Consider the following 20,828-nt stretch of genomic DNA (forward strand, 5'->3'; position numbering starts at 1 on the left):
AAGTGAAAAAACTTCAGGAGGAATTTTTTAGTGGAAATTAGGGTTCAGAAAAAGCTTGCAACTGGGCAAGTTAGATTTGAAAGTGATTTCGGCACGTGTGAAGGAATTTGGAATGATGACGAGCCGGAGTCGAATCACAAATATACCGTAGAAATTGAAATACCAGAGGATTTGACGGCGGCGAGGTTAGCTGAGAGCGACGAGAAGCATTGTATTTTGGAGATGACAGAAGAGGCGTCTATTCATATTGTCGGACAACTAGAAGACTATGAGGAAGATGGTTTTGCCGTTTTACGATTAGAAGACAGCATCATTTGTTTCAATACCCAATACGATGAACAGATCGAAGCGCTTCACGGGAAATTTATTGAGTTTGAAGTAGAACGGATTCATTTGAGTCGAGTAGGTATTTAAAAAGAAGCGATTGGGAATGAGCCCAATCGCTTCTTTTTTAGCTTTTTTCGGTAAACACTTTCAGCATCCGCTCCAAATCTTCCTCATTTCGAGCAAAGAGTAAGAGACGTTGGCGACCAGTTTCAATAACGAGAACACCATCTTCCGACAAGTTAATGCGTTCCATCTTTTTGTATTCGAAGTAGAGTAGCGCATAGAAGAAGCCGTGTTCCTTAAAGATAACTCTGCCTTTTCGGATAAAACAAATGTAGAAGAAGAGAAGGCCCAGAATGGCTAATAAGACTGAAGTTGACGTTGGTCCATGACGTAAGAAAGCGTTTGAGATAAACAGCATCGCAATCAAACCAACGAATATGTATCCATCCCATTTACCTCGCGAACGAAGTGGGACACTAAGAACAGTTTTGCCTTTCCAAAAATGAAGAACCACGCCATCATAAAAGGAAAATAAAAACGCGCCGACGATCATAATAATCAAGAAAATATTTGTTGCATCCATGCTCATTTTTTACACCTGCATTCATTAAATTTACACTTCATTGTACCATTATCTACTTAAAAAAGGAACCGAATCACATCGCTCGTTTGCTGAATGAAAGAAAGCGCTTATTATTTTATCTGATAAATAAAAAATAAAGATTGTGAAATATCCAATTAGCTATTATAATTAGGATTCAAGCCAATTTTAAACAGCTGAGAAAAGGGAGGAAACAATTTATGAAAAGGCTATCAATTTTAGTCATCGCGCTTAGTTTAGTAGTTGTGACAGCGTGTTCCAATGAAGCAACTTCGGACAAGGTAACCGAGAAAAAGAAAACGGTAAAAGTGGAGAGTATGAGAATCGTAAAAAGTACGCAAGGAACCTGGTCGCTTGAAATTCCTTCGAGTTGGAAAGAGGACAAGGACTTACTCACAGATGATACAGAGCTTGCAGTAAGTCGGGATGATGATAATGTTTCTATTACTGGTTTAACGGAAATGAAATCAGAACTAAAAGATTATGAGGGCGGGATCAGCTTAGCATCGTACCAAAAAATCGTAGAAGAATTTCCAGAAGACTATGGTGTTGACAAACTTCCTGCATTCAAAGATATAAAGGTGAATAATTATCCGGCAAAATTAAGTGAGTTTGAGACAAAAGAATCGGGATTTACCTACTTAAACCGTTTATACCTCATTGAAATGGGCGACTTTTATTTACAAGTTTTAGAATATGGTCCGAAATCAAAAATGGAAAAATATAATAATGAAGCGAATAAAGTGATGGATTCGATTCGAGAAACACCGAAAAGCGCGGAGAGAGAGAAAACGATATAAAAAGGGGAGCGTATTATGAAAAAGAAATTAATAGTTGTAGCGGCACTGATTATCGTGATCGCTGGTGTGTTACTGTACTTAAACCACATGAATTATTGGCCGTTCCAAGATGAAAAAGCAGCTGGCATTCCAGATGGTGAGATTAAAAGTGTAGATACGACGTCGAAAAAGGATGAATTATCATTGCTATTAGCTGCGAATGGTGAGATAGCGTACAATGTAAAAGCGAAGAGTATGAGTGTTTATTTTGATGTATATGATCGAGACAAGCGTGTGCGTCATGATATTGTAACAGAAGGAATGAGTGAAGAAAACACGCAGATGAGTGAAAGTCTTATTTGGGGGATTCCGGGCTTTGATGTTTTTAATGCTACTGAAATTCGACTAGTAATGAGCCATGGTAGTAGCTCTTCCCAAATCGCATATGCTATTCCTAAAGGTGTTTTTGTGGATGGGGAGAGTCGTAGTGCAGGAACACACCAATTCGAGGATGGAAAAATAGAAAAAGGGAAAGAATATGTACTAGAATCTTGGAGTATTAGCAAAAAAGAGGGTGGCATAAGTTCAAGTGTTTTCTCAAAAGACTCACTAAAAGACAAAGATAGAACCGTTATCCTATACGTCATTTTCAAATAAAAAAATAGGATTCCCCGTTATCGAAAAAACGGAGAATCCTATTTTTATGTCTCAATCATGAACCCGGAACAGCGAAGATTCCAAGTACATAACCAACGATACCTAGACCGAATAGCATGAAGATGATCCATAGCGCGTTGATTTTTTTCTTTAGAAGCCACATACAAGCGAATGTTAGTCCTAATGCAAGGATACCAGGCATTAAGCTATCTAGAATATCTTGTACAGTAGTAACGGTTTTCTTACCTTCTTGGTTCGTTGTAGTAGAGACAACAACTGGAATATCAATATTCGTCCATTTGTTTACGAGTCCACCCATTACGAACAGCCCAAGGATTGAGGCACCTTCTGTTAGTTTCTGGATAACACCACCGGCCATATCAGAAACAACGTCAGTCCCTTTGCGATAACCATAGAAAACACCCCAATAACGGAAGCCAAGACGAACAGCGTTAAAGAGTACGAAGAATAGAAGTGGTCCAAAGATACTACCAGTTGATGCGAATGAAGCACCAAGCGCGGCAAATACTGGACGAATCGTTCCCCAGAAAATCGGGTCCCCAACACCGGCAAGTGGTCCCATGAGACCTACTTTAATACCATTGATGGCTGCTTGATCGATTGGTGCGCCATTTGCTTTTTGTTCCTCCATCGCAGCGGTTACCCCTAAAATTGGAGCTCCCATATAAGGATGTGTATTGAAAAATTCAAGATGGCGTTTAATTGCTTCTGTGCGTTCTTCGCCTTCATATAAGCGATTGATGATTGGGACAACGGTAAAACAGAATCCCAAAGCTTGCATACGTTCAAAGTTCCATGAACCTTGGAATAGGTTGGAACGAATAAATACAGACATTAAATCACGTTTTGTTAGCTTTTTTTCGCCAACGGTTACTTTTGCTGTTTCGCTACTCATAATTTGGTTACCTCCCTTTTTTAGTCGTCTAGGTCGTCATCCAGATCGTTCGCTGGTTTAGACCCACCGCCACCTGCAGCGCCATACTGGGCAAGTGCTTCTTTTAGATAATATTTAGGGCTCAATTGGATGTAGACAATAGCTGCTACAAGTCCAAGAACACCAAGTGCTACTAAGTTGAACGTGGTGAAGGCTGCGACTACGAAACCTAGGAAGAAGAAAGGCATTAAGTATTTCGCTTGCATCATGTTAATTACCATCGCATAACCGACAACAACGATAAAGCCACCGGATACGTTTAGACCGTTAACAAGCCAATCTGGTATTGCGTTTAGCATGTCAGTTACGACACTTGTACCCATCGATAGGGCAACGATTAAGACTGGAATTGCAATCCGCATCGCCTGCAGGAGCAAGGCCGTGACGTGAAGCATATCTATTCCCCTCAGATTTCCTGATTCCGCCATTTTATCAGCTGAATGTTGGAAACCAACTGTAATTGTACGAACTAGAATCGTTAAAACTTGACCAGCAGCAGCTAGTGGAATCGCAAGTGAGATACCAACGCTGATGTCTTGTCCCCCTGAAATAACTAAGATTGTAGAAATTAATGATGCCAAGGCTGTATCAGGTGCAACGGCTGCCCCAATGTTCATCCAACCAAGCGCGATCATTTCTAGTGAACCACCAATAATGATACCGGTTGTCATGTCTCCAAGTACAAGACCTGTAAGCGTACAAGCAATCAACGGACGGTGAGTTTGCCACTCGTCCAGAATACTACCCATACCACAGACACAGGCTACGAGGAAGACAAGAATTATTTGAATCGGTTCCATATAAAATTCCCTCCCAATTTTGCTTTACTAGAATAAATTAATAATGTCAAAAGAACATGATACGATTCTTTATAGACCTTCTTTATCAAGCAATTGAATCATCATTACTTTGTTATCCGCTGCAACTTTACGGATTTCAAGTTCGATTCCTTTTTCGTTCAGTGCTCTAAAAGCAGCTACATCGGTTGCGTCCACAGAAACAGCATTCGTGATTTGTGTTTTACCTTCACGGAAAGCCATACCACCGATATTTACGGTTTTAATTGGAACGCCAGCTTCCACAAAACGAAGTACGTCTGTTGGGTTTGTGAAAAGTAACATGACGGGTGTTGTTTCGTATTTAGGGTTGTTATAGGCACGGATACCTTTTTCAACATCCACAACGTTTGAGACAACGCCTGGTGGTGCTACTTGTTTTAATAATGTGCTACGGATTTCATCTTTCGCAACTTCATCATTACACACGATGATGCGTTCCACCTGTGTTTCTTTTGTCCAAACTGTGGCTACTTGACCGTGAATAAGGCGGTCATCAATTCTCGCTAAACGAATATCCATTATAAATCATCCTCCTCGACATTTTTAAGTGATTGTTTCAGTGATTTAACGCCATCACTTCCGGCTGTTAGGGCAGTGTTGCGAAGATCTTCAAAACCACTTGCCGCTCGCATGGATAGGGTTTCAAGTAACATCGGAATATTGACACCCGTTACGACATCCATTTTTTCTTTAGGTAACGCAATTTGGCTTGCCGCGTTGTATGGGCTACCTCCAAATAAGTCAACCATGAAAAGAACGCCTTCAGAAGTGTCAAGAGCATCCAATTTTTCATGGAACTTTTGAATTAATGTATCTGTATTTTCTCCTGGAACGAAGGTGATGAATTCAACGTTATCTTGCTTACCGATAATCATTTCTGCTGATTTAAGCAGTTCGCGCGCTGATTCGCCATGCGTTCCAATAATGATACCCACCGTCATATTAATTCCTCCTTTTTTCTTTATTTTTTTGGATTCTATATCCTCTGAAAAACTATATGTACTGGTTGATACGGTAAAAAAATCGAATGATACACTAAGACGTTTTAGAATATCAATCACCACATACAATGTTCATTACCCTATAAAGTGATCTTAAAAACAAATTTACGAAAAAAAGAACGATGACTTTTGTTACCAAATACCTAGTCATCGTTCTTTCGTGGTTATTTTTTTATGTGTGTGTTGGTAATAATGTCGCAAATGTAGTATTGTTCATCAGCTGTTAATGCGAGTTTCATTGGGTTTAAGCACGCTGTATTGGCTTTTTGCAAGGCCTCATAGGTAGGGGTTGATGGGATATGATCGTTTGGTTCGTGGTAAATGAGCGTATCTTTAATAACCATACGTTCCATCGCGCAACCGACATGAATGAGTAAATTTATTTTTAATGTATTTTCCATCGTGTAGTTTAATTCTGTTTCTATGATGCTGGCAAATTTTAAAAGTGTCGGAACAATTTTTTTTGGATTTAAATAAGTTAGGAATTCATTGAGACTGTCTTCGATAACTTCGCGGGCAATCCAATTGGTTTCGCTCTTTTTGATGATGATGTCGCGTTGCTTGACGAGTTGGATGATTTGTTCTTCGCCATCTTTTGCAAAAAGGCGCTCAATAGGGATGAACGGAATCTCCACTTTGGGATTATGAATACCGACAATCATCAGGATATCATTTTCTTCTTGAAGCTGTTCCATTTTTTTATCAGCTTCGTGAACGCCGATTGGAATGACCTTGATTTGCTCGGTTGTAATTGTTTCTAAAATGCGCTCGATGAAAGCTTGGAGTTTCTCGGCCGTACCTTCACCGCTTGCACAAATAGTGACGATGGCGTGCGGTTTATCATTAAGAATGGCGGCAGATTCGGAATCGTAGCCACCATAACCACGAAAATCTTTGAGAGAATCATAAATGCTGTCTAAATCCATATCGAGAATGTTGGATTTGCGGACAGCTTCAATCACAGTAGCAGTCGAAACCATGTCGATTGTGCGAACTGGAATGCCTGTACGTTCCGCGATAACGGAGCCGAAACTCGTGAGGGAGCCCATATCAACGAGAAGCAAGACGCCACGGCCCATATCGAGTTCGCGAGCACGTTGCGTGATTTTATCAAGAACCACTTTGGGACTTAGATCAAGCGGCATATCGATGCTATCGACGAGACCTTCGCCAAGCAGTTTTTTCGCGACGTTGACCATACTCGTTGCGGTACTATTTCCATGCGTTGCCACAAGCACAGCCACGCGATTTTCTTCCTGTTCTTTAAGCAGGGAGCTGATGAGTAGCGTCAAATAGAGGACTTCCATATTAGGTACGCGAATTTGAAACTCAGCTTCGATCTCTTTTTTCATTTCAAGCGCGATGGCATAACTTTCCGGCTTATCATTGACGACATTTTCGATATTCGTATATTTCAGCGGTTTATTACTTCGAGCACGCTTTAAGAAAGAGGTCAAATGCAAGCTAAATGCTAATACGAAACGGTCATTTAGTTTTTTCCCAAGTTGTTGTTCGATTTTAATCTGGATATCTTCGGTAAAATTAAGAATCTCTTCGTTCACGATTTTTAATATGTTTTCACGGTCCTGAATTGTACTTTTGAATTTATTATAGAAGCTATTCAGATGTACATCGATATCCATCGTGATAAATTTCTTAATATCTTCATTTTCCACGCCTTGATCCATCAGAATAGACGCCTTATCCTCAATGATTTTGTAGAGGTTAAAGTCAGGCTCATAGTCATCGGAATTGATCAGTTGCTTCCCGCGTTCTGGCATAATCACAGTGTAAGGATCAAGATATTTCGAGATTTCTTGGAGTTCTTTTCGGCGACCACTAAAATGGAAGAAACCGTCTTTAATATTGATTGGTAACGTCTTGAAATCAATTAAAATCTCTTCATTTTGGTCAAAACTGTTTAAAAATCCTTGGGCACACACGAGTTGAATATTCGATTTCAGCTGACCGATGTTACCAAATGTGGTATTTCCAATAAGCGCTTTTGCAGCTTCATCCTCAATTCGAAGTGGCTTACTGATACGGTGCGCTTCGTTGGAAAGGAGGTTTTTCAATAAATCTACGCGTTCTTTCGCTGTCCGTTCTTCTAGACTAGGCAGGGAAATAACGATCGGAATACGTCTAACAAAAGTGCGTAACAGGGAAGATTCGGGGTCTTCGGTCGTCGCGCCGATGATTAGGATATTCGATTTCCGACTTCGATCTGTTTCGCCAAGCTTATTGAATGTCCCGGTATCCATCAAGTAAAAAATCATTTCTTGACCTTCTGGTGGGAGACGATGTATTTCATCTAAAAATAAAATACCTCCGTTTGCTTTTTCAACGAGGCCTTCTTTTTCATTATCAGCGCCGGTAAAAGCGCCTTTCGTATGGCCAAAAATGTGTGACATCAAGAGCTGCGGATTATTATAGTAGTCTGCACAATTAAAAATGATAAATGGCGATTGAGGTGATAGCCGTTCTGTGTGCTGTGAATAGCGATACATTAAATTAGCAAAAAGCGTTTTTCCGACTCCGGTTTGTCCAACGATAAGCGTGTGTAGACCGTTGGGAGGGTAGAGAACTGCGGCTTTTGCTTGCTCGACTTGCGTGCGTAAACTGGCGTCTGATCCGATTAAATCATCGAATGGACTTTTTGATACAGTAGTGTAGGTTAGTTTTTTTAGAAGGGCTTCGCAACAATCGAATTCTAGTTCTTCTTGTTCGAGTCCGCGTTCTAATTTTTTCTCAACGGCTTGTCGATCAAAGTAGAGAACAGGGCGGCCCGTAATTTTGATGATTTTGCCTTGGCGGTGGAGTTCATTGAGTTCCATGCTCACATTGTTCCTTAAAATACCGAGTGATTCAGAAATTTCAGTGGCAGTGATTCCAGTATTTTGTTCCAGTTGTTCTTTGATATTTTCATGGTCATGCTGTTGCATATATTGATAAATGCGCTCAATGCGTTTCATAAAGTCCCCTCCGGTTAGTGTATTGTTTTTGACTGATACACTATTTGCTTCTGTATTTATTTTAGCATTGTTTAACTTTTTGTCAATCTGACATGGCTTCTCTTTCCGTGAAAATCGTTGACGAAGGGTGTGGGATTGGGATAGAATAAGAAAGCAATTATCATGAAAATTGGAGTTGAATGACATTGGCAAAATTACTATTTATTAAAGCTTCGCCACTTCCTGATGACGTTTCTAGAAGTATGGTTGTAGCGACCGCCTTTTTAGAGAAATATAAACAGGAAAATCCAAATGATGAGATCGAGCGTATCGACGTTTACACGGAAGATATTCCATTTATCGATGGTGCTTTCTTAGCCGCTGGGAACGCACTCCGTGAGGGGAAAGCATTCGCAGATTTAGATTCAGAAGTACAAGCGCAATTAACGAAATTTGAGGCGTTAACAAAGCAATTTATGGATGCCGATAAATACGTTATCGTGTCGCCGCTTTGGAATCTTGGTATTCCGCCGATGTTAAAAGCTTATTTTGATACCGTTGTCGTGGCTGGGAAAACATTCCGCTATACAGAAACGGGTCCTGAAGGTTTATTAAAAGGCAAGAAGGCGTTGCAGATCCATGGTAGTGGCGGTGTTTATTCGACTGGTGACTCCGATTTGGAAACACATGGTGAGCCGTACATCAACACGATCATGAACTTTATTGGTGTGGAAACATTGCCAACTGTTTTTGTGGAAGGTGTCGACTATGATCCGACGCGTAAAGATGAGATTTTGAATGCAGCGATTGAAGACAGCATTCGCCGTATTACAATGTTATAGAAAAAGTAGAAACTAGAGGTGCATGATGCCTCTAGTTTTTACTTTACTTTTAATAGGAAAAGTGTAAAATGAACTTTGAATAGGTAGAACGGTTTTCTAGTGATTTTAAAAGTGAGTAATCACTCATTTTAGCGCAAGGTCATACGATTCGGTTTTTATCTATAGAGTAACATGTGATTGATTGAGCATATTTTTTTACGAAGGGGATGATCGGAATGATTCATGTAGGTTTAGATGTAGGATCAACGACGGCAAAGGCGGTTGCGATGGACGATGCGGGAACGATTCTTTTTCAAACGTATCGACGCCATTTCTCGGATATTAAAACGGTAACATTGCAAATTATGCAGGATTTGGAGAAGACGTGTGGAGAGACCACCATGACTTTCAAAATTACGGGATCATCAGGACTCGCGATTTCGAAATTTTTGAAGGTGCCTTTTATTCAGGAGGTTATCGCTTGTACAGAAGCGGTGGAGCAGGTGATTCCTGAGACGGATGTTGTGATTGAACTAGGCGGGGAAGATGCTAAGATTATTTATTTTTCTGGCGGGATTGAGCAGCGGATGAATAATGCTTGTGCGGGTGGAACGGGTGCGTTTATTGACCAAATTGCGACGCTTTTACAAACGGATCCGAATGGTTTGAATGATTTGGCGCAAGGATCACAGACGATTTATCCGATTGCTTCGCGTTGTGGTGTTTTTGCGAAAACGGATGTGCAACCGCTCTTAAATGAAGGCGCGCGGAAAGAAGATATTGCGGCTTCGATTTTTCAGAGTGTCGTGACGCAGACGATTAGTGGTTTGGCGTGTGGTCGGCCGATTCGTGGAAAAGTAGCATTCTTAGGTGGACCGCTGACGTTTCTGGGTCAGTTGCGCTACCGCTTTACGGAAACGTTGAAAATGAAAGAGGAGGACATTATTGCGCCTGCTAATGCTGAGTATTTCATCGCGCTTGGGACGGCTTATAATGGGTGGAATGATGAGCCTGTAGATATAGAAGATATGATTGCGCGTCTTCGTGACCTTGATTTTTCGAGTATGGCGACAGATACGAATATTTTGCCAGCTTTATTTACGCGTGCGGAGGATTTGGTTGCTTTTCGGGAGCGTCATAGTCAGATGAAGGCGCCGCGTGGTGATTTGGCGACGTATGAGGGTGATGTTTATTTAGGTATTGATGCGGGATCGACGACGACAAAATTGGTGTTGATGGGTGCGGATAATGAGATTTTGTATTCTTTTTATGATAGTAATAAGGGGAATCCGCTACAGTCTGTGATCGATGCGACGAGTGATCTCTATGAAATTTTGCCTGAAAAAGTGAAGATTCGCCAATCGGGAATTACGGGATATGGGGAGTCTTTGATCAAAGCGGCGCTCAAGATTGATGTTGGGGAAATTGAGACGGTGGCGCATTATCGGGCCGCGCGTGAATTTTTGCCGGATGTCGATTTTATTTTAGATATTGGCGGGCAAGATATGAAATGTATGAAAATTAAAAATGGCGCGCTCGATAGTTTGATGCTAAATGAGGCTTGTTCGGCAGGTTGTGGCTCTTTTCTTGAAACTTTTGCACAAACATTGGGCGTGACAATTCAAGATTTTGCAGATAAAGCATTGCAAGCTCGGGAACCTGTGGATTTAGGCTCGCGTTGTACCGTTTTCATGAATTCAAAAGTGAAACAGGTGCAAAAAGAAGGTGTGTCGTTAGAGGATTTGTCGGCGGGCCTGGGCTATTCTGTCGTGAAGAATGCGCTACAAAAAGTGATTAAATTGCGAAGTCCTAAAGATATCGGTGAAAAAGTGATCGTGCAAGGCGGTACTTTTTATAATGAAGCGGTCTTGCGGGCGTTCGAATTATTGACGGAGCGCGAGGTTGTTCGCCCTGATATCGCAGGGATGATGGGAGCTTATGGCGCGGCACTAATCGCCCGTGAAAACTATGAAACGGGTGAAGTAAGCCAATTATTAGTACTTGAAAAACTGCGTGAATTCCAAGCAGAAACGTCCCAATCGAGATGTAATTTATGCAGTAATTCATGCCAATTGACGATTACGAGATTTGGCGATGATCGCAAGTTTGTTAGTGGAAATCGTTGTGAGCGAGGCGAGCGGGTGGAGTCTGAGAAGAATCTGCTGCCGAATTTGTATGCCTATAAATACAAGCGTGTGTTTGATTATAAATCACTGAAAAAAGGCGAAGCGACGCGTGGGACGATTGGTATTCCGCGGGCACTGAACGTTTTTGAGAATTATCCGTTATGGCATACGATTTTTACAGAACTCGGTTTCCAGGTAAAGTTGTCGATGAAGTCCTCGAAAAATTTATATGAAAAAGGGATTGAAACGATTGCCTCAGAAGCGGTTTGCTATCCAGCGAAATTGACGCACGGCCATGTGATGGATTTAATTAAGAAGAAAGTGGATTGTATTTTCTATCCCGCAGTGGTCTATGAAAATAAGGAATTTGGTGAGGCGACGAATAACTTTAATTGTCCTGTGGTTGCGGGATATCCAGAGGTAATTCGGGTTAACGTGGATGCCTTAGAAGAGCAGAATGTTCCTTTGATTGCGCCATTTTTGACGTTAGATAATGAGAAGGCGTTGTTAAAAGGGATGCATGAGGCGTTTCCTGATATCCCTCTAAAAGAGATGGAAGTAGCGGTGCACGCAGGGTTGGAAGAAGCGCGCGTTTTCCGTGATGATATACGGGCAAAAGGGGAAGAGGCGCTCGAGTACATTGAGAAAAATAAAATTCGCGGTATCGTATTGTGTGGACATCCGTATCACATTGATCCAGAGGTGAATCATGGCTTGCCAGAATTGATCACGATGAACGGTATGGCGGTGTTGACGGAGGATTCGGTCTCGCATCTCGGCGAAATAAAACACCCACTACGCGTGGAAAACCAGTGGAAATATCATGCTAGACTTTATCGGGCGGCAAGTTTTGTGGCAGAACAGAAAAATCTTGAGGTTGTACAATTAACGTCATTTGGTTGCGGACTCGACGCGATTACGACGGATATGGTGCAGGAGATAATCGAAGGACATAATAAAGTCTATACGCTACTTAAAATAGATGAAATTAACAACCTAGGCGCCGCGCGAATTCGGATTAGATCTCTAAAAGCGGCGATGGATGAACGCGCACGCAACCATGTTTTACCGACAGAAATGCCAGCGCCAAAGCCACGTGTTATGTTCACGAAAGAAATGAAGAAGACGTACACGATTTTGGCGCCACAACTAGCACCGACGCATTTTGAACTGGTGGAGGCAGCAGGGCATGACGTTGGTTATCGCTTGGAAGTTTTGCCTGCGGTGACACCGCGCGCGGTTGATGAAGGCCTGAAATACGTGAACAACGATGCCTGTTTCCCGGCGATTTTAACGATTGGTCAGATGATGGATGCGCTTAAACACGGCGATTATGATCTGGATAATTTAGCAGTATTAATGACGCAAACGGGTGGTGGTTGCCGTGCGACAAACTATATATCGATGCTGAAAAAAGCGTTGGGACAAGCAGATTTAGATCATATTCCTGTCATTTCACTCAATGCTAGCGGTTTAGAAAAACAACCTGGATTCAAAATTACGCCAAAAGTTGGCGTACGATTCCTAGTGGGGCTTTGTCTGGGTGATGGCTTAGATCGGATGCTGTATAAAACGCGTCCTTATGAAGTGATTCCAGGTAGCGCGAACAAGCTACATCGCCATTTTATCGATAAAGGTAAAGAGATGTTAGCGAATTACAGTTCTGCGGCATATGCTAAATTTTGCAGAGAGATGGTGGCAGCTTTTGATAGCTTGCTGGTAACCGATGAAATTAAGCCAAAAGTCGGCGTCGTTGGGGAAATATTAGTGAAATTCCATCCAGGTGCGAACAATGATATCGTTGGCGTGATTGAAGAAGAAGGTGGGGAAGCGGTCGTTCCAGATTTCGTCGATTTCTTATTATATTGCTGCTACGACAGTCATTTTGCGGCGAACACATTTGGGAAATCCAAGGTGACATCGTTTGCGAAACACAGTGTGGCGATTCCGGTCATTAACAAGTTCAGGAAGCCAATGTCGGACGCTTTAAAAGCAAGTCAACGTTTCGGCGCACCAGAAAACATCGAAGTCATCGCGGAAAAGGCCAGCCAGTTATTATCGCTTGGAAATAAGATGGGGGAAGGCTGGTTCTTGACGGGCGAAATGATCGAGTTGCTAGATAGTGACGTACCAAATATCGCGTGTTTGCAGCCGTTTGCCTGTTTACCAAACCATATTACAGGTCGCGGCATGATTAAAGGCTTGAAAAAAATGTATCCAGCGGCGAATATCATGTCGATCGATTACGACGCGGGTTCAAGTTCAGTCAACCAGCTAAATCGGATAAAATTGATGCTTTCTATTGCTAAGAAACAACTCGAAACAGTGAGCGCAACCGAGTCAAAAGTCGTAGCTAAAAAAGAAGGCTTCCATCCGAAAGAAAAAATTGTTGACACGGCGAAGCGAGTTCGTGATTCCGCACCTGTTGAAAAAATCGGAAGTACAGTAAAGCGGGCACGTGAAGCTGATCCTGTTGGGCATATTGCTGGTAAAGTCAAAGCTTCTACGGAGTCTGAAAAAATACAAACAGAATCATGATAATAGATACAGGTTTCTCATTAATGGGAAACCTTTTTTTATTGTAAAAAAATTCACAAACAGAAAAATAGCTAAATTTACTACTTCATTGCTATAATTTGAACTTAGAACGGGTAAAGGAAAGTATGAAGGAGGGATTCACGATGATTTATTTTGCGAAACTTGCTGGAATCGCCTTTGTTGTCTTTTTATTGATTGATGCTGTGTGGCTAGGTTTTATAGCTAAGAATTTGTATAAGCATTATTTAGGCGATTTGATGGCGACGAACATGCGATTTGGCGCAGCACTTTTATTTTATCTTTTATTTGTAGGTGGTATGGTCTTTTTTGTTATTGAGCCAGCGCTTGCCAAAGATAGCCTCCAGTTTGCGATTTTTGCAGGAGCGTTTTTAGGATTGCTTTGCTATGCGACATATGATTTAACGAATTTGGCGACGTTAAGAGATTGGCCGGTGCTTGTTACGGTGATTGATTTAGGTTGGGGTGCGTTTATTACAGGCGCAACGTCGGGCATTGTATATTGGTTAGCGAAAGTATGGGGAATTTCTTGAAAGTGAGGACGGGAACAATGACGGATTTTTTGGATAGTAAAAAGTTGTATCATGCCTTTTTAGGTGGTGCCAAAGCGGTGATTGATGCAAAGGATGGACTGAATGCAATCAATGTTTTTCCTGTAGCGGATGGGGACACGGGGAGTAACCTCGCGTCGACGATGTTATCAATTGTGGAAGAGTCGAAAATAGCGGCATCAGCGAAAGAGACGCTGTTTACGATTTCAGAAGCGGCTCTATTTGGTGCTCGTGGTAACTCCGGGATTATTTTTGCACAATACGTTAATGGTATGCACTTTCATTTATCGGATGATAAACGTGTTTCCTTGGGATGCTTTGCGCGCAGTGTTTCTGGTGGCGCTGATTATGCATATAACGCGATGGGAAATCCGGTAGAAGGCACGATGATTACGGTGATTCGGGCGTGGTCTGAGGCGATTGCGCAGGCGAAAGATCATGGCGCTACTTTTCAAGAGGTTTTAGTGCATGCGTTGAAACAGGCTAAAACGGCTCTTGAGAATACGCCGAACATGTTGCGTGTTTTGCGAGATAACGGGGTTGTGGATGCTGGTGCGAAGGGATTTTTCACGTTTGTTGAAGGGTTCACATCGGTGATTAGTGAGGAGACATATGTGACGGAGGTGGAGCATTTACCGCAATTGGTGAATGAAGAAGTTTTGGATCAGGCGCCAGTATTTCGTTATTGCACGGAGGTTTTGTTGCAAGGTGAGGGGCTGGATGCGGACAAGATTCGGATGGGATTGACGTCGTTTGGTGATTCGCTGATTGTCGCGGGGACGGAGACGAAAATTCGGGTACATATTCATACGGATGAGCCGCGCTTGGTTTGTGCTTATTTGGCTGATTATGGCGTGATGGTGCAGCAGAAAGTGGACGATATGCAAAATCAGTTTGACGTGATTCATCATCGGAAATATCGGATTGCGTTGGTGACGGATTCGGTGGCGGATTTGCCGCAAAGTGTGATGGAGGAGTATCAGATTCAAGTTATTCCGCTACACATCGCGTTTGCTGGTAACGATTATTTGGATAAAGTCACGATGGATACGGGGACATTGTTTGAGCGCTTAGAGGACAGTGAGGCATATCCATCCTCTTCTCAGCCTAATGTGAAGGCAGTCGCGAACCAACTATCATTTTTGGCGAATCATTATGAGCACGTGCTGGTTTTGACGGTTTCTGGGAAATTAAGTGGCACATATGAAACGGTGAAAAAGGCTGCGGCTGGTGTTTCGCCGGATATTGTGGTGCTAGATACGAGGCAAAATTCGGGTGCACAAGGATTGCTCGTGAAGGCGGCGGCGGAACAAATTGCGCTCGGAAAAACGTTCGCGGAAGTACAGTCGTTCGTGACGCAAAGTATTTCGCAAACGAAGATTTTTGTTAGCGTACCAAATTTGGATGCGATGATTCGGTCGGGACGTCTCGGTGAAAAAGGTGGGGCGATTGGTAATACGCTGCGTTTGAAGCCAGTTGTTTCGCTGTCGGATACGGGAGCTGGAACGGTGAGTGATATTGCTTTTAGTTTGCAGAGTAACACGAAGAAAATTGCAGCGCGCGTGAAAAGAATGCTCGCGCGTAATCAGGTTGCTGAATACGCGATTGTCCATGCGCATACGCCAGAACGAGCGGCGGAGTATGAGGAGCTGTTTACAAATATAGTCGGGAAGCCGCCTACTTATGTGATGGAGATTTCGTCCATTATTGCGATGAGTGCAGGGATAGGCTGCGTGGCGATTGCGATTCGAATGCAGCTAGACGAGGGGGAGGAAATATAAGATGATCTATTGGATAGCAGGTTTATTATTATGGATTTACTTTACAATTTTGTTCCTATGGGCGCAAAAATTAAAAAACAACTCGATCGTGGATTTAGCGTGGGGACCGGGATTTGTTATTGTCGCGTTGTATACGTATTTCTTCGGTGGCGAGATGACAATGCAAGGTTTGATCGTAACGATTTTCGTTTTTATTTGGGGCATGCGTCTATTTCTCCACTTGGCAAAACGAAATATTGGGAAGCCAGAGGACTATCGTTATGTGAATATGCGTAAACGTTGGGGAACTCATTTTGCTAAACTAAAAGCGTATTTGAATGTCTTTATTTTGCAAGGTGTGTTGCTTTATATTATTAGCTTGCCAATCCTGCTTGTGAATACAACATCGGCAGATTCTTTAGCATGGTGGAATTATGTTGGAATCGCTGTTTGGCTTATCGGCTTCTTTTTCGAAGTTGTTGGAGACGAACAATTGCGCCGCTTCAAAAAGAATCCAGAAAACAAAGGCAAACTTATCATGACAGGGCTTTGGAAATATACACGCCATCCAAATTATTTTGGTGAGGCGCTGAGCTGGTGGGGAATTTTTCTAGTAAGCATCACTGGAGCGGTAAGTCTTTGGGGCGTTATCGGTCCCGTCATCATCACCTTGCTACTTTTATTCGTATCTGGCGTGCCACTGCTCGAAAAGAAATACAAGGACCGCCCCGATTTTCAGGCTTATGCCAAGCGTACTTCTAAATTTATTCCAAGCTTTCCAAAGAAATCATAAAAGTAAGAGGGTATTCAATTATAGCCTTTGTATGTATATTTTGTGACGGTATTGCCCAAACCCTTGTAATCAGAACGGATTCCTTTAAAATAAGAGGAGTGTGGAAAAGGTTACAGTGGGGAGTGTAGTACATGAAGAAAAAGCTTGTTTTAATGTTTGGAGTCGTTTTGACAGCCGCGATTACCCTAAGTGCATGTGGAAGTAGTAAGGCTGTAGAACCAAAAGAAGCTGCCGATATTGCTGTGAATACGATTATTTTCAATAAAGACGTCGAGAAATACAAAAATACGTTTGGTAAAAGTGCCACAGCTTTACAAAAAAATAACAAAGATACTTTTACAAAAAGATTGGCAGCTAATTTGGAAATAACAGATGGTAGTATGAATGATGAAATAGGTAGCTTGTATGATGTTTATACAAAGCGCGCCAAAGAAGTAGCAAAGTATACATCGAAGGTAACAAAGGACGATAAGAAAAATCCTACGGTTGAAATTTCTATAAATGGCCTCGATATGGCGAGTCTACAAGCAGAAAGATTGGCCGCTTTTAATGCTAAAGTGAAGGCAGACCCATCGATCGAAAAAGATAAGAATAAATCTGCCGAGGCGATCATTGATGGCTATAAAACAGCGATTCCAAAAGCAAATGTTTCCAAAAAAGCGGTTCAAGTACAACTGAATCTAGAAGCAAATGAAGAGCAGTGGAAGATGAAAGATGATGAAACTTTCGCAAATAATTTGTACCGCGCCTTCTTTACTGGAACAGCGCAATAAACTAATTTTAGAGCGATTATTTTGAGAATGTGTCTCGATTTAAATTATTATTTGATATATTTTCGTCTAAATACTTGTAATCTGTTGGGATTCCTTTAAAATAGGAAGAGTATGAAAATAAGGTTGGGAAAAAGGAGTGTATCACATGAAGAAAAAGTTAGCTTTAATGCTTGTCGTTGTTTTAACAGCTGCGATTACCCTGGCTGCGTGTGGAAGTAAAGCTGTTGATCCGAAAGAAGCAGCAGACACAGCAGTTAACACAATCATCTACAATAAGGATACAGATAAATTTAAAGATGTTTTTGGTGAAGATGCAGCAAACTTGGAAAAAGAAATCAAAACTGGTTTCAAAAAAGGTTTCACAAGTAGCCTAAACATTACAGATGGTAGTATCGATGATGAGGTTGATAAATTATACGATACGTTTGCTAAGCGCGTCAAAGAAGTAACAAAATATACAACAAAAGTAACAAATGACGATAAAGACAAACCAACTGTTGAAATTTCTGTAAATGGTCTGGATATGACAGGCGTACAAGCAGAAATGACAACAGCACTACAAGCAAAAGTAAAAGCAGATCCATCTATCCAAACAGATGCTAAAAAAGCTGCTACTGCGATGCTTGACGTGTATCAAGAAACAATCGCTAAAGCAAAAGTTTCTAATAAAGCTGTCAAAGTAAAAATGAATCTAGAATCAAACAAAGATCAGTGGAAAATCAAAGACGCTGATAAATTTGCGCAAAACCTATATCTAGCATTCTTTACTGGCACTGTTCAATCATAAAAAATGAAGCACAATTAACTCCGAATTTTTGGGGTTAGCTGTGCTTCTTTTTTTATCGTTGTCCAACTGTGAAGCGGGCACGAGGATGTTTGTTATTTTCAGCTTCGTCAACAAGGGCAATCGCGTAATCTTCCATGCTGATGTAGCTATTTCCCTCTGCGTCTACGATAAGTTCATCTTTTCCAGTTGTGTAAGTACCTGTTCGTTCGCCGGGTTCGAATAATCCAGCCGGGCTGATAAATGTCCAATCAAATGTAGCATCTGATTTTAAGTGGTCTAATTGAATCGCTTGTGCGGAACCAGTAGCGTAATATGGCGCTTCTTTGAAGGATGCTGTATCAAGAACTCGGGTACCTTTATCATCGATGAGCGAGCTTGCAGCGCCACCAACAACGATTAAACGAGGGTTCGTCGTTCCGTTCAATTCTGTAATCAAGTGATCGATCGATTTCCAGTGATTATCTGATTCTTCGATAGGGGCGCTAAAAGCATCTACTAGTACATCAAAATCCGCAACATCTGTTTTTGTTAGGTTGAAAATGTCTTTTTCAATGGCGGGTAGGGATGAATCGCTTAATTTACTAGCGTTACGGACAATTGCTGTGACCTCATGACCACGATTTTTTGCTTCTGTTAAAATTCTTGAACCTGTGCGACCTGTTGCTCCGATAATTCCAATTTTCATATGAAATGACCTCCTAATTTTCGGTTGTAACTATAATTGTTACAACGATTGATTTTAGTATACCTACTTTGAACAAGAATGTAAAGCATAACGCTTTTGAGATCATAAAAAAGCACGAAGCGATAAATCTGTGCTTCGTGCCTGGCCCTATTATATCAATTTTGCTTTTTTGAGTTTGGATAGCATCAATAGGTGGGAAATCGTGAAGATTAAGAGTGCCGCCCAGATGAAGAGGAACGCGATGAATTGCGTGCTATCAAAGGCTTCATGGAATACAAAGACGCCGAGTATCAGCATTAATGTTGGCCCAATGTATTGGATGAAGCCGAGCATGACGTAAGAAATCCGCTTGGCGCTGGTTGCGAATAATAGTAGTGGGATTGCAGTGACAACGCCTGCTCCGAAGAGAACGAGGTTTGTGTCTAAGCCAAATTTCATGAACGCATCCTGTGCAAAAAAGAGTAAAAAAATCAGTGCAAATGGCGTCATAATTAGCGTTTCGATTGTAAGTCCGCCCCAGACACTAATGGGAACGAGTTTTTTAATCAGTCCATATAAGCCAAATGTAACGGCCATAGAAATAGCAGCCCACGGGAATACGCCTTGGTGAATCGCTAAAATAAGTACGCCAATGGCCGCAGAAAGTACCGCCAGCGCTTCCCCACGACTTAGTTTCTCCTTAAGAAAAACGGTGGCGAGCAGCACATTTACAAGCGGGTTAATATAATAACCGAGACTCGCGCTGATCACATGCCCATCGTTAACGGTAAAAATAAAAATAAACCAGTTTGCCGTGATTAAAACAGACGCGATCGTGATCGCCAAAAGTAACCTAGGTCTTTTGAGAATACTGATAATCTCCGTCCAAACTTCTCTCGTTTTTCCGAGAATCGCAATGATAACGACCATAAATACAAAAGACCAGATAATCCGGTAGGCTAGAATCTCACTAGCAGGGACATCTCCAGCCATTTTCCAATAGAGCGGTAATACGCCCCAAATAATATAAGCCATGACTGCAGCTAATATACCCCACATTTTTTCTTTTTCTGTATACATATACTCACCTTTTCTAAACAAAATAATAGAACCATTGTAACACAAATTAGCTATTTAAAAATGGGAAATAGGCTAAAAAAGTTGAGAGTTGCCTAAACATTTTTTTTCGCATATGATGGGAGGAGAACAAAATGGGAGAAGGTATGTATATATGGGCAGCAAAAAGCAAGCATTGATGGAGAGAAAAGAGCAATTAACGGCAGAGAAACAAGCCTATCTACAAACGGTGGAATGGGTACTCGCTGCTGATAAAAATGTTTCAGAAGAGGACAAGGAAATATTTCTTCTAACGACTGTAGACCGATTGTTAGAGCAAGAATCAGATGCCGAGGCGATTTTGGGAATGGACGCGACGACATATGCGAGGCAAATAACAAAGCAAACAGCAGATAAAGTGGCGGACAAACCTATTCGGATATTCGTTTTCGCAGGTTTTATTATCATGAGTCTCTATTTAATTGTGATGGGCATCATCGATTTCTTTAGTAAAGAAAGTACGTTTTATCTCGGTACGTTTTTTGTATCATTGATCTTAGTCGTTATTTGTATCGCTTGTATGCTACTCGGTGGCTATATCTTGTGGAAACATTATTCTGTGACCGAATCCAAGTCGATGGCGGCATACTTTTTGATTGGTAGCGGAATCGTGATTATGTACGTATTTGTGCTCGTTTTCCTCCTGACGATCTTACCGAATTTTGGTCAAAAGATCGCAAGTGGGGCGCTGATAGAAGTCATTCTTGGTATTGCAGGTTTTACAACAGCAGGACTTATATGGCGTAAAAAATAAAAAAGTGAGGCTTG

General features: G+C 41.6%; 19 protein-coding genes. 11 read left to right on the forward strand and 8 right to left on the reverse strand.

Annotated elements, in window-relative coordinates:
* The first annotated feature begins 30 nt into the window (after window positions 1-30).
* Window positions 31-414 carry a hypothetical protein gene (locus UE46_RS05860; RefSeq protein WP_036061129.1) on the forward strand — a complete coding sequence of 128 codons (384 nt, stop codon included), beginning with the start codon at window positions 31-33 and terminating at the stop codon, window positions 412-414.
* A 37-nt stretch (window positions 415-451) separates the two neighbouring features.
* Here the strand turns inward: UE46_RS05860 and UE46_RS05865 are convergent, their stop codons facing one another.
* The gene (locus UE46_RS05865) at window positions 452-913 is read right to left on the reverse strand and encodes an Lmo0779 family protein (RefSeq protein ID WP_269467371.1); all 462 of its coding nucleotides are present in this window, start codon (window positions 911-913) and stop codon (window positions 452-454) included.
* Window positions 914-1,131: 218 nt separating this feature from the next.
* On the opposite strand from UE46_RS05865, the gene UE46_RS05870 reads away from it, so the two are divergent.
* Together UE46_RS05870 and UE46_RS05875 are read left to right on the forward strand one after the other, a co-directional pair.
* Window positions 1,132-1,731: a hypothetical protein gene (locus UE46_RS05870; protein ID WP_036061130.1), complete on the forward strand. Its 600-nt coding sequence runs from the start codon at window positions 1,132-1,134 to the stop codon at window positions 1,729-1,731.
* A 15-nt stretch (window positions 1,732-1,746) separates the two neighbouring features.
* Complete coding sequence (locus tag UE46_RS05875) at window positions 1,747-2,367, forward strand: hypothetical protein (protein ID WP_036061131.1); 621 nt, start codon at window positions 1,747-1,749, stop codon at window positions 2,365-2,367.
* A gap of 55 nt (window positions 2,368-2,422) precedes the next feature.
* Here UE46_RS05875 and UE46_RS05880 read toward each other — a convergent pair whose 3' ends face one another.
* The 5 genes from UE46_RS05880 to UE46_RS05900 all read right to left on the reverse strand — a co-directional run bounded on the left by UE46_RS05880 (window position 2,423) and on the right by UE46_RS05900 (window position 8,134).
* Window positions 2,423-3,283, reverse strand: a complete 861-nt coding sequence (locus tag UE46_RS05880; RefSeq protein ID WP_118907471.1) for a PTS mannose transporter subunit IID — start codon at window positions 3,281-3,283, stop codon at window positions 2,423-2,425.
* Window positions 3,284-3,303: 20 nt separating this feature from the next.
* Entirely contained in the window at window positions 3,304-4,122 is an 819-nt protein-coding gene (locus UE46_RS05885; protein ID WP_036061133.1) for a PTS mannose/fructose/sorbose transporter subunit IIC, read from the reverse strand.
* A gap of 69 nt (window positions 4,123-4,191) precedes the next feature.
* Complete coding sequence (locus UE46_RS05890; RefSeq protein WP_036061135.1) at window positions 4,192-4,680, reverse strand: mannose/fructose/sorbose PTS transporter subunit IIB; 489 nt, start codon at window positions 4,678-4,680, stop codon at window positions 4,192-4,194.
* A complete protein-coding gene (locus UE46_RS05895; protein WP_036061136.1) occupies window positions 4,680-5,102 on the reverse strand; it encodes a mannose/fructose/sorbose PTS transporter subunit IIA in 423 nt (140 codons plus the stop codon). Before UE46_RS05895 ends, UE46_RS05890 begins: the two co-directional genes overlap by 1 nt.
* Before the next feature lie 224 nt (window positions 5,103-5,326).
* Window positions 5,327-8,134 (reverse strand): sigma-54-dependent transcriptional regulator, encoded by a 2,808-nt coding sequence (locus UE46_RS05900; RefSeq protein WP_036061139.1) that lies wholly within the window; start codon window positions 8,132-8,134, stop codon window positions 5,327-5,329.
* 185 nt (window positions 8,135-8,319) lie between these two features.
* Between UE46_RS05900 and UE46_RS05905 the strand changes: the two genes are divergently transcribed.
* From UE46_RS05905 to UE46_RS05935, 7 genes are all read left to right on the forward strand, one after another.
* The gene (locus UE46_RS05905) at window positions 8,320-8,955 is read left to right on the forward strand and encodes an FMN-dependent NADH-azoreductase (RefSeq protein WP_036061140.1); all 636 of its coding nucleotides are present in this window, start codon (window positions 8,320-8,322) and stop codon (window positions 8,953-8,955) included.
* Window positions 8,956-9,170: 215 nt separating this feature from the next.
* Window positions 9,171-13,598: a 2-hydroxyacyl-CoA dehydratase gene (locus tag UE46_RS05910; RefSeq protein ID WP_036061142.1), complete on the forward strand. Its 4,428-nt coding sequence runs from the start codon at window positions 9,171-9,173 to the stop codon at window positions 13,596-13,598.
* Between the two features lie 143 nt (window positions 13,599-13,741).
* Window positions 13,742-14,149, forward strand: a complete 408-nt coding sequence (locus UE46_RS05915) for a DUF2177 family protein (RefSeq protein WP_036061143.1) — start codon at window positions 13,742-13,744, stop codon at window positions 14,147-14,149.
* Between the two features lie 17 nt (window positions 14,150-14,166).
* A complete protein-coding gene (locus UE46_RS05920) occupies window positions 14,167-15,948 on the forward strand; it encodes a DAK2 domain-containing protein (RefSeq protein WP_036062964.1) in 1,782 nt (593 codons plus the stop codon).
* 1 nt (window position 15,949) lies between these two features.
* On the forward strand, window positions 15,950-16,720 hold the full coding sequence (locus UE46_RS05925; protein ID WP_036062967.1) for a DUF1295 domain-containing protein: 771 nt from the start codon (window positions 15,950-15,952) through the stop codon (window positions 16,718-16,720).
* A gap of 131 nt (window positions 16,721-16,851) precedes the next feature.
* Entirely contained in the window at window positions 16,852-17,493 is a 642-nt protein-coding gene (locus UE46_RS05930) for a DUF5105 domain-containing protein (protein WP_036062968.1), read from the forward strand.
* Between the two features lie 145 nt (window positions 17,494-17,638).
* On the forward strand, window positions 17,639-18,280 hold the full coding sequence (locus tag UE46_RS05935; RefSeq protein ID WP_036062970.1) for a DUF5105 domain-containing protein: 642 nt from the start codon (window positions 17,639-17,641) through the stop codon (window positions 18,278-18,280).
* Between the two features lie 52 nt (window positions 18,281-18,332).
* Here the strand turns inward: UE46_RS05935 and UE46_RS05940 are convergent, their stop codons facing one another.
* Together UE46_RS05940 and rarD are read right to left on the reverse strand one after the other, a co-directional pair.
* Window positions 18,333-18,965 (reverse strand): NAD(P)-dependent oxidoreductase, encoded by a 633-nt coding sequence (locus UE46_RS05940; protein ID WP_036062971.1) that lies wholly within the window; start codon window positions 18,963-18,965, stop codon window positions 18,333-18,335.
* A 150-nt stretch (window positions 18,966-19,115) separates the two neighbouring features.
* A complete protein-coding gene (gene rarD, locus UE46_RS05945) occupies window positions 19,116-20,024 on the reverse strand; it encodes an EamA family transporter RarD (RefSeq protein ID WP_118907472.1) in 909 nt (302 codons plus the stop codon).
* 151 nt (window positions 20,025-20,175) lie between these two features.
* On the opposite strand from rarD, the gene UE46_RS05950 reads away from it, so the two are divergent.
* A complete protein-coding gene (locus UE46_RS05950; protein WP_233230993.1) occupies window positions 20,176-20,814 on the forward strand; it encodes a DUF1129 family protein in 639 nt (212 codons plus the stop codon).
* Window positions 20,815-20,828: the final 14 nt, after the last annotated feature.

The sequence above is a fragment of the Listeria weihenstephanensis genome (genome assembly GCF_003534205.1).
In the GTDB taxonomy this organism is placed as follows: Bacteria; Bacillota; Bacilli; order Lactobacillales; family Listeriaceae; genus Listeria_A; species Listeria_A weihenstephanensis.